Annotated in this window: 4 protein-coding genes; all 4 read left to right on the forward strand. The window is 38.7% G+C overall.

Annotation, left to right across the window (positions count from 1 at the left end):
• Positions 1-13 precede the first annotated feature (13 nt).
• Positions 14-5479 (forward strand): type I polyketide synthase, encoded by a 5466-nt coding sequence (locus GAB14E_RS0123475; RefSeq protein ID WP_231562112.1) that lies wholly within the window; start codon positions 14-16, stop codon positions 5477-5479.
• Positions 5480-5590: 111 nt separating this feature from the next.
• Positions 5591-6640: a TauD/TfdA family dioxygenase gene (locus tag GAB14E_RS02855; RefSeq protein WP_231562113.1), complete on the forward strand. Its 1050-nt coding sequence runs from the start codon at positions 5591-5593 to the stop codon at positions 6638-6640.
• A 224-nt stretch (positions 6641-6864) separates the two neighbouring features.
• A complete protein-coding gene (locus GAB14E_RS02850; RefSeq protein WP_033084135.1) occupies positions 6865-7899 on the forward strand; it encodes a hypothetical protein in 1035 nt (344 codons plus the stop codon).
• Between the two features lie 274 nt (positions 7900-8173).
• On the forward strand, positions 8174-11076 hold a 2903-nt coding region (locus GAB14E_RS02845), incomplete at its 3' end, for an amino acid adenylation domain-containing protein (RefSeq protein WP_033084136.1).

Raw genomic sequence — 11076 nt, forward strand, 5'->3', positions numbered from 1 at the left:
AGAATTACAAGATTTGGAGTATGATGTTCATGCGGTACCTATTGGCCAACCCATTAATAATATAAAGTTTTATGTTTTATATAATGGTCAACCCATACCTTTGGGAGCTATAGGGGAATTGTATATTGGTGGTGATGGTGTTACTCACGGCTATTTGAACAATGATGAATTGACCAATGATAAATTTGTTAAAAACTCACAGCAAACCGATCAGGACGATATTATTTACCGAACGGGCGATTTGGTAAGATATCGACACGATGGTAATCTTGAGTTTATCGGTAGAATCGATGACCAGTTAAAAGTACGTGGATATCGCATTGAAGTGGGTGAGATTGAGGCTCAGTTGGTTAGTCATGATAAGATCAAAGAAGCTGTTGTGCTTGCTAAGGGTGAAGGGATCAAAAAGCATTTGGTCGCCTATTATACTATTAATCAGCATGCCCCTAAAATAAGTGAATTAAAAGGCTGGCTTAAGGTATCGTTGGCAGAATATATGATCCCGACTAAGTTTATCGAAGTCGACAAATTTATCCTAACCAATAATGGTAAAGTTGATAAAAAATCATTATCGGAAATTGCCTACGTGGAGCTTGGTCATAATGATAAATTCAGCAAAAACAATAATATTGAAGATCAATTAAGTGTAATTTGGTGTGAAATTCTGCAATTGGACAATATTAGTATTAATGACAACTTTTTTGAAAGTGGCGGAAATTCACTGTTAAGTGTTGAAGTACAAAAAGCAGTATCTGACCGAACAGGATATCAGATAGAACTGACTGATATATTTGAGTATCCTACGATTAAATCTCTGTCTGGTTATTTGACAAAGGAAAATGAACTCGATGAACGGGCAGTCAATACTGACTCTGCAAATACTAACTCAGCAAATACTCGTCGTCAGCAAGATACTGATATTGCGGTGATTGGTATGTCTGGTCGTTTTCCAGGAGCTGATAATATTGATGAATTTTGGGGGAATATTAGTGCGGGCGTGGAATCTATTCAATTTTTTGATGATAATGAATTACTTGAATCAGGAATAGATCTAACAACATTACAGCAGAAAAATTATGTGAAATCTGGACATATATTAAACGGAATGAAAGACTTTGATGCGAATTATTTTTCATTTTCACCAAGGGATGCAGAGTTACTCGATCCACAACAACGGCTTATACTTGAAACGGCTTCGCAAGCTTTAGAGCATGGAGGGTATGGCGATCGCTTACAAAAAAGAAATGTAGGGGTTTTTGTCGGTGTAGGAGAAAGTCAATATTTACTCAAAAATATTCTTTCAAACCCAGATATTATAGGTACAGCGGTTAAAACAGCTTTTTATGGCAACAGTTCTGCTTATACTTCAACTCGACTGTCGTATAAATTGAATTTGACAGGACCCAGTATCAATGTTCTTACTGCTTGCTCTACTTCATTAGTGACAGTGCATCAGGCATGCAATAGTTTAATGCTTGATGAGTGTGAAATGGCTATCGCTGGTGGAGCTTGTGTTTCTTTATTAAAACCCACTGGCTATTTATATGAAGAAGGAGGGATTAGTTCAATTGATGGTCATTGTCGTCCCTTTGATAATAATGCCCAGGGCACTCGGGGGGGAAGCGGTGTTGCTATTGTATTACTGAAACGCTTAGATAAAGCCTTGGAAGATAAAGATACGATTCATGCAATAATTAAAGGAACAGCGGTAAACAATGATGGCGCTGATAAAGTTGGTTTTACTGCTCCTGGTCTTGGTGGACAGGCGGATGTCATTAGTAAAGCCTTGCTAAATGCAGATGTATCAGCAACTACGATACAGTATGTTGAAGCACACGGTACGGGCACTGTAATTGGCGATCCTATTGAATTTAAAGCGTTACAAAAAGCTTATTGTACGTCAGAAAATCGGTCTTGTGCTTTAGGCGCTGTTAAGGCAAATATCGGACATTTGGATACAGCTGCTGGTGTAGCCGGTATGATTAAGGTGATCCAGTCTTTAAAAAACAAGCAGATCCCACCAAGTATTAATTTTGATGAAAGTAATAGCCAGATCAACTTCAACAACTCGCCCTTTTATATTAATACCGAGCTGAAACCTTGGGATAATGAAGATAATCTCAGGCGCGCTGGGCTAAGTTCCTTTGGCATTGGCGGTACTAATGCCCATGTTATTTTTGAGCAGGCGCCAAATGTTGAATCAAGTACATCATTAAGAGATACGTGGTTGTTACCTTTATCGGCGATGACCAAAACTGCACTGAATACGGCTTGTGAGAATTTACGAACATTTTTACAAGAGAATAAAGATGTCAGTCTTCATGATGTTGCCTATACACTGCAAGTGGGGAGAACTAAACATGAATACAGTACTGCATTGGCTTGTAAGTCTGTAGCTGAAGCAATTTCATTATTGACAAATAAGCAAAAAGTTGTACGTGATAAAGGGAAAAGCCGCTCAGTAGTGTTTATGTTTCCAGGGCAAGGCGCCCAGTATATAAATATGGGTCAGCAACTTTATTTAGAAGAACCCTTGTTTAAGGCACTCTTTGATCAATGCGCTGATCTGTTATTGTCGATTTTAGATGAAGATTTAAGAAGTATCATTTATCCTCAAGGAGACAGTAATCCTGATAATGAGTACAATAAGACATTACTTGAGCTGACTCGCATTACTCAACCGGCATTATTTGTCATTGAATATTGTCTGGCCAAACTTTTACAATCTTGGGGCATTGAACCCGATGCAATGTTAGGTCACAGTATTGGTGAATATGTTGCAGCGTGTCTGGCTGGGGTTTTTGACCTTGAAGACGCAATAAAATTGGTTAGTGCCAGAGGACGTCTGATGCAGCAAGTTGAATCAGGCACAATGCTGTCGGTATCTATAACAGCGGAGCAACTGAAACCCTTGCTTGTTCAGACAGGTACTTGTCTGGCAGGCATTAATTCAGTCAGTAATTGCATTGCTTCTGGCAAGCATGAAGCTATTACTCGTTTGACAGTGTTGCTGGATGAACTGCAAATAGTTTACCGACCATTACATACTTCTCATGCATATCATTCAAAAATGATGGATGTCATTCTTGATGATTTTAAAGCTGTTATTGAAAAAGTAAGCTTGCGTTCGCCAACTTTACCGTATGTTTCTAATGTTACTGGTCGGTTTATTACTTCAGATCAAGCACAAGATCCACAATATTGGGTTGACCACCTTAGAGGCACCGTGTTGTTTGCTGATGGTGTGGATACTATTCTTAGTGATCGTGAGTTTTTACATGCTAATAAAGTCGTCATTGAAGTAGGTCCGGGGATAACCTTGTCTACCCTGGCGAGAAAAAATATTCAAGCAAGAGAACATGCCACAGTATCAACAATGCGTCATCCGAATGAATCGATTTGTGATCTGGTTAATCTACAAAATGCATTAGGAAAATTATGGGGATATGGTGTCAATGTGAACTGGCAGGCCTTCCATCAGGAACATTTAGGACGTCGTGTACCTTTGCCTACTTACCCATTTGAAAGAGTAAGATATTGGATTGAACCAGTTGAAAATAATCAAAGGATGATAATGAATACTGAAACGAAATTACCAATGGACAAATGGTGGTCTGTGCCGACATGGAAGCAAAAACCAGGGTTCAAAAAAGACAAGTTATTGATTAATTCACAAAGTTCAGCTTGGTTATTAATCATGGATGATGCTGGTGTTGGTGAAGGCGTCGCTGAATGTTTACTCAATGCTGGTCATCGAGTGATCCGAGCATATTCTGGTAAATGTTTTGCCAGAGTCAGTAACAATGAATATACTTTTGATATCTCTCAGGAAGCGGATTATTTGGCATTGATCCGTGCAGCTAGCAGCGCAGCAGAAATTACTCGAGTGGTGCATTTGCTGAGTATAGACCCTATGAGTCAGCGCCATGAATATGATATGGGTGATTTTTGGTCCGATCAAAAAAATGGTACCTTAAGTGCTTTATATACCATAAAAGGGATGATTATAGCGGGGTTATGTGGTGATATCATGATTGATTTTATTACCAATGACATTGAGAGAGTTTCTGGTGAAGAAATTATTAATCCTGGAAAAGCGACTATAACCAGTTTATGTAAGGTCGCACCTCAGGAATATTCAGAGCTTGAATGCCACCATATTGATGTAAAATTACATCAATATCATGATAATAAATATATTGAGAGTTTAAGTCAGACTATTGCTAGAGAGCTGGTCATGCAACATCGTTGTTCAATGATTGCTTTAAGAGGAAATCAGCGTTGGGAGAAACAATATGAAACTGATGTTTTTAAACAGGATATGCCTGCAGCTCAAGTTCTCAAGAATGACGGGGTATACCTGATTACGGGAGGCTTAGGAAATATTGGCCTGTTATTGGCTGGTTATATCAGTAAAACAGTCAAGAATGCTAAATTGATACTAGTGGGGCGATCAGATTTTCCCGCCAGGGACGATTGGAAAGATATAATCAAAAGTCAGGTTGATCAATCAATCTGTAAAAAGATAGATAAAATCCAGACGATTCAAGCCAGAGGAACGGATGTGGTTATTCATTCTGCGGACACCGCCGATGGGATGCAGATGCAGACCTTGTTTGAAACGGTAGAAGAACGCTGTGGTGTAATAAATGGGATCATTCATTGTGCTGGACAAGTACACGGTTCAATGAAAGCCCTGATAGAAACAGAGAAACAAGATTTTGAAAAGCAATATCGTTCAAAAGTTAATAGTGTTATCGTACTGGACGAGTTACTTAGGACTCGTCAGCCGGATTTCTGTTTGCTGATGTCGTCTTTGGCTTCTGTATTAGGAGGTTTAGGCTTCAGCGCTTACGCGGCGACTAATATTTTTATGGATGCTTTTGTCCAAAGAAAGCATGATTTAGGTGATGATAACTGGATCAGTGTTAACTGGGACAGTTGGAACTTCTCCTCTGCCCAAGCTGGTGATTCTGGATATAATAACTTTGCCATGACACCAGAGGAAGGGGAACAGGCATTTAAGCAGGTACTGGCAGGAGCTTACTATCCACAATTGATTCATTCTACTGGTTCACTGGATCATCGTTTAAGTCAATGGATAGCTAAAACTGAAACGACAACTCAAACGCTTTATGAACGACCTGATTTAGAAACGGATTATGTAAAACCAACCAATGAAGTTGAAGAAATCTTGGTTGCTATCTGGCAAAACGTATTGGGTATTGAACAGATTGGTATTCAAGATCACTTTTTTGATCTTGGGGGAGACTCTCTTATAGCAACACGGGTGATCAGTGCCATCCGTAAAACATTATCAGTTAATGAGTCACTTTTCTCAATTAGGGATTTCTTTGAAAATCCTATCATTGAACTGATGGCAAAAAAAATATCGATAAACATGTCTAATAATAATATTAATACAAGGAAGGCTGAGTTCTTTGATGCTGGAAAATCTGTTGAAGAAGGCGTTTTCTGATGAGTTTGGTAGAAGAAATTTAAGAAAAAGTACAATTTGTCATAAAGTGTCTCATTTAGTTACAGTAAGTGTAAATGAATGAGGCCTTTGATGGTTTAAATTACTGATTTAATGAAGATTGATGTTGAATCTGGAATTATAAAACAACGGGAAAATAAAATGAGTTTTAACAAGTGGAAAAATAAAAAAACACGAACAAGTGATACAACAGATTCACTCGTATCAAAGGGATTTCTTAAAGAGTCACCAACATTGCCATTAGTTTATACATGTAATGTACCTAATTTGAATTTACCGATATGGTACAAGAATAATGAACAGCAGGTACAGGATGATCTGGATAAGTATGGGGCTGTACTCTTTAGAGGGTTTAATATTCATAGTCAGGAAGATTTTCAATCGTTTGTCAGTCATTCTATAAAAAAGACAGCGCAATATGTTGAAGGAGCGACTCCAAGAACTAATTTAACCAAAGGAATTTATACTGCAACTGAATTTCCGCCAGATCAAGAAATAGCATTACATAATGAATTGTCGTATGTAACTACACCCCCTAATAAAATAGTTTTTTGTTGTCTCACCGCACCACAACATGGAGGACAAACACAAATAGTTGATATTAGAAAGGTTTTGAATAGGATTGACGGTGAAATTGTAAGAGAATTTGAAAAGCGTGGTGGTTGGTTATTACGTAGGAATTATGGCAATGGATTTGGTCCAAGCGTGCAAAAAGCCTTTGGTATGACAGATATTGAAGAAATTAAGGCTTATGGTGCCGCAGTTGACCTAAAAGTTACAGAGATTTCAGATGGTATTGTGGTAACAGAACAAGTTAGAAAAGCGGTTCATCAACATCCCCAAAGTGGTGAAAGAGTTTGGTTTAACCATATTTCGTTTTGGCATCCTTCGACTCTTTGTCCTCAAGTAAAAGAAAAAATGCTTGAAGATTTAGCCTTGTCTGAATTCCCCTTTTCAACCTGTTTTGGGGATGGCAGTGTTATAGATGACGATACTATCGAAGTAATACGTCGTGCATATTCTGATGAAGAAGTTAAGTTTGACTGGCGTGAAAGTGATGTGCTGTTGCTAGATAACTGGAATGTTGCTCATGGTCGAAAACCTTTCACAGGTGAACGTTTAGTATTGGTTGCTATGGGTTGAACTGATGAGGATTATATCTCATGCATGAGATGTTTTTTTCTGGGATTGATGAATGGATATTGGCTAAGTGCATTGTTAATTCTAATGTTGATAGTTATATCAATTGGTATTAATTATGTACATTGGTATTCGATCAAAATCTGATTTTATTCAGAAAGGTTAATAAAGTAGCTTGTAGTGAAAAGAAAAATTTAAATTTATTGATGTTTTAAGGACACATATTTATGTTGAAATTAGATAAGGCGGTTTCTAATGAGTTTCTTCGAGATCTAGTGCGCTCCACTATTAGAGGAATAGAAGGAAAAGATTGTTTCTACAATCAATTGCATTACGTTAATAGAAATTTTATTGATGAAAATTCAGACTATATACTGGACATATTGATAAAAGGTCTTTCTGATATTTATCCGGGTATCACGCGTAATGATATTGCTTATGTAAATGATTTTGTTGCACCGGTAAATCTTCAGAATTCTGCAGTTAGACCTGTAACAGTATTTAATAAAGAAAATAAATATCAGTGGCATATCGATACTATCGATCAATGGCTAGGACCATGTTACAATTTGTGGATTCCACTATTTCGTCAGAAAGCAATAGAAAAATTGGACGACAGGTCATTGTTCGATGTTATGACGAAGAATGATGTTCCGAGTCTTTATGACAAAAATGGTGCACCTAAAACAAACTATCTCATTGACAGTGCTAGTCAAGCACCAGAATATTTGAAAATCGCACATCAATTTACCGGAATTGATATTGATACTGTGAGTAATAGTTTTTTGTATTATGATGCGAAGGGAAAAATAGGTGTATTACCAAAAAATCAGATTAAAGCACATAGTGTAATTAAACCTGATTTGCGCGATGTCTATATATTTGGAGCAGATCAATTTCATTCTTCAGGTCCATCAGAGTTTGAAAGGATAGGGGTTGCTGCGAAATTTATTATTACTAATCCCAAGTTCGGATTTAAAGAACGTGATGAATTCCGTTATCCGATGCCATTTTCGGGCTGGGAGGGGATATACACTGGGTGTTATACACAATTTAAAGACTTTACAACATTTAGAAAATACATAAATTTTAGTATCGTGGGTGAACAAGTCGAATTGCGTCGAAATCAAGATAAGCTCGATAACATTTGTACTATATTAAAGGAGATTGAACAGGAAATTGAACATTTAATTATAACTGGTTCACACAAAACCTTGCCAGAGAGTACAGAGGTTGAAGATATGGAAGTTGGTTTATTATAAATAGATAGTTTACTCAATTGTCACATTGCTATAAATGATGGATATTGAAATATTTTCACTAACCTATTATCGATTGAATAACACCACGAGGGTAATATCTCGAAAATCGGTATTGAAAACTATAAAGTTAAGCAGGATATTCAGATTAGTGTTTTCTGATAAAGATCGCTTATGTGTAATAGTAAAGAACTGAGTTCTTTACTTATAAAACAATAAATTAAATTTGAACCTTACTCTAAATCAAATGAGTAAGAACAAAGAAGGAACATCTTAAATGAATAACCAAGTGTTGGCTTCCCCAATTCAACATACCTATTGGAAGCAACTGAACAATAATTCGCAGAAGTCGTTTGATGTTGCCACTATTAGTGCTGTTTTCGATGGAACTTTACAGGCTCAGGATATTAAAGTCTGTTTACAAAAACTGCTCTATGGTGTTGAAATTCTGCGTACTCATTACCATTTAGATGAGTTAGGTGCTTTATGGCAAAATATTTCATCAGAAGTAGCTGTTAACTTTATCGAATTGAATTGGCAACACCTTGATGAAATCCAAATAGCTGAACAAAAAAACAACATCACCAATGAGCTAAAATCTTGTGGTTCATCAACGCCCTGGCATCGAGTAGTGTTGGCGGATATGGGCGATACCTGTTGGTTATATCTGGAGTTATCTGGTATTAATACCGATGCTTTTTCTCTTAATTACCTGCTCGACCTTTTGCTTAGTGCCGGTAATGGTAACCTGAAACAGAGTCTTGAAAGACTGCATGAAGATATTATTCAGTATGCTGAGTTAGCCCCTTGGCTGGCTGATTTTCTGCTCGATGATGACCTGCTTGATGCGCGTGCCTTTTGGACTAAGGATAAAAGTATTGCGGGGTTGCAACAGCCGTTTTCATTACAGCGTTATATGCACGCTTCAACTATCGAGTCGTCAACCAGACAGTATAGTTTTGCCAGCGTTGAGCTGGGTGATGTATTTGATCACCTCGACAGTTACGCCTCTCAACATCAGGCGACGGTAGCCGAAGTTATCTGTGCAAGTTTACGATTATCACTCACCAAATATTCAAAAGAGGCTTCATTGGCAAGAGTCTTTGATAGCCGCGGCGATAGCACATTGGCTGAAGCGATTGGTCCACTGAGTCGGGCTGTGCCTTTATTTCCCGACGTGTCGGATTCATTCGACATTGCCGTTGAAAATGAACGTGATTGCAGTGCGTTGGCGATAGATTACAGTGAATGTTTCGCAAAGGAGCATGCACATGAAAACGACGGTTTTACCTTTATTTTTGATAGTATAGACAGACCCTCTGGGTCGGCAGCTACAATAGAGCAAGTTGCTTATTTCCCCGAAGCGTTTAAATTACAATTTATGTTAATCACCCAGGGCAATGCGACCCGTTTGCAGTTAACCTACGATAGTGATTTTATTGATGAACAGGCATTAAATTATTTTCTTACCTCGTGCAAATCTAACTTGGTTGATCACATTCAGGGTAACAAAATATCCCCCCCCCCCAGCTACAAAGCGATGGGCAAACAAGTAACTACGGGCAATGATGTCACTGTATTGAAATCATTCGAAAGGGCACTTAATATCCCTGATGCAGCCGTAACTCAGGTTGGTGGTGATATGGCCTCTTTAAGTGACATCAATGCCAGTGCGAATCGTCTGGCGCATTACTTGATAGGAACAGGCATTGGCAAAGGTGATGCCATTGCACTTTGCCTTACTCGTTCCATCGAATTTGTTATCGCCATGCTAGCGGTAATGAAAACGGGTGCCGCTTATATCCCGATAGATGTTGAATTACCCGTACAACGTATCAATACCATGTTACAAGATGCACAGGCAAAGGCATTTATTTGTCAGGGCGATTTTTCTATTGAAGGGTGTCAAGCTATCGATTATAGCGCATTGGAACTAGGGCGCTATGACATAACAACACCCGACATAACAATCGGTAGTGACGATTTGGCCTACATCTTATTCACCTCAGGCTCAACAGGTAAAGCCAAAGGTGTTAGCATAAGCCACAAAGCATTGTTAAATCATATGAACTGGATAAACCAGGAATTTTCATTTAAGCCCCAAGACCGTTTTCTACAAAGAACATCGGCGAGTTTTGATGCGTCCATCTGGGAATTCTGGAGTCCACTGCTGGTCGGTGGGACTATGGTGATAGCCCCAAGCGAAATCAACTATGAGCCGTCATTATTTAGACGTATTGTATCAGAGCAGCATATAACCCGGATGCAAATAGTACCTTCGTTACTGGAGGTTATGACGGAAGATAGTTTTGATGGCTATGAGCATAATCTTCAAACCATATTTTGTGGTGGTGAAGCGTTAAAAATGCTGACAGCAAGAAGGGCACAGAGCGTATTTAACTGTGAAATTGTTAACTTATACGGGCCATCGGAATGTTGTATTGATGCCACTTTTTGGCGTTTTAACGAGCGCCTAATCACCGATTTTGTGCCGATTGGTTATCCGGTGAATAACCTGAGCTGTCGGGTAGTTAAAGAAAATGGCACCGAGGCTGCTAAAGGGGAATCAGGAGAGTTGCAAATTGCAGGAGACTCGCTGTTTAACGGTTATTATCATCAAGCTGACTTAACCGACGAGGCGATGCATTATTGTGAAGCCAGTCAAATAAACTATTACAAAACCGGAGATCATGTACGGGTATTGGCGGATAATAATCTGATGTATCTGGAGCGACTTGATGATCAGGTTAAGCTAAATGGTTTCAGGATAGAGCCTGATGAAATAACAATGCTGGTATTAAATGCAGGGTTGGCCGAGCAAGCAAAATGTATTTTCAGTGCCTCGTCCCATAATTTATCATTATTTATCATTGAAGCTAAAGCGAGTGCAACTGAAATAATGCAAATGCTGAAAAGCGTATTGCCTGAATACATGGTGCCACATCAGTTGATCGAAGTTGAAACGTTTCCTTACTTGTCTAACGGCAAGCTCAATAAACGAGCCCTGGCTGATTGGGCGATGGAGCACAGCAGTGCAGGTTATGTAGCACCGGGCACCGAGATAGAAAGCAAGTTAGTGGTCATGTGGCAGGAGTTACTGAATATTTCGATGAGCATAGGAACTACCCATGACTTTTTTGCTATCGGGGGGCATTCGTTACTGGCGATGAAAGTAGTAAA

The organism is Colwellia psychrerythraea, from assembly GCF_000764185.1.
Lineage (GTDB): Bacteria > Pseudomonadota > Gammaproteobacteria > Enterobacterales > Alteromonadaceae > Colwellia > Colwellia psychrerythraea_B.

What these genes read in the sequence shown, in the direction of transcription:
- GAB14E_RS02855 (WP_231562113.1), top strand. Translation starts at nt 5,591, where the DNA reads ATGAAGATTGATGTTGAATCTGGAATTATAAAACAACGGGAAAATAAA.
- GAB14E_RS02850 (WP_033084135.1), top strand. Translation starts at nt 6,865, where the DNA reads ATGTTGAAATTAGATAAGGCGGTTTCTAATGAGTTTCTTCGAGATCTA.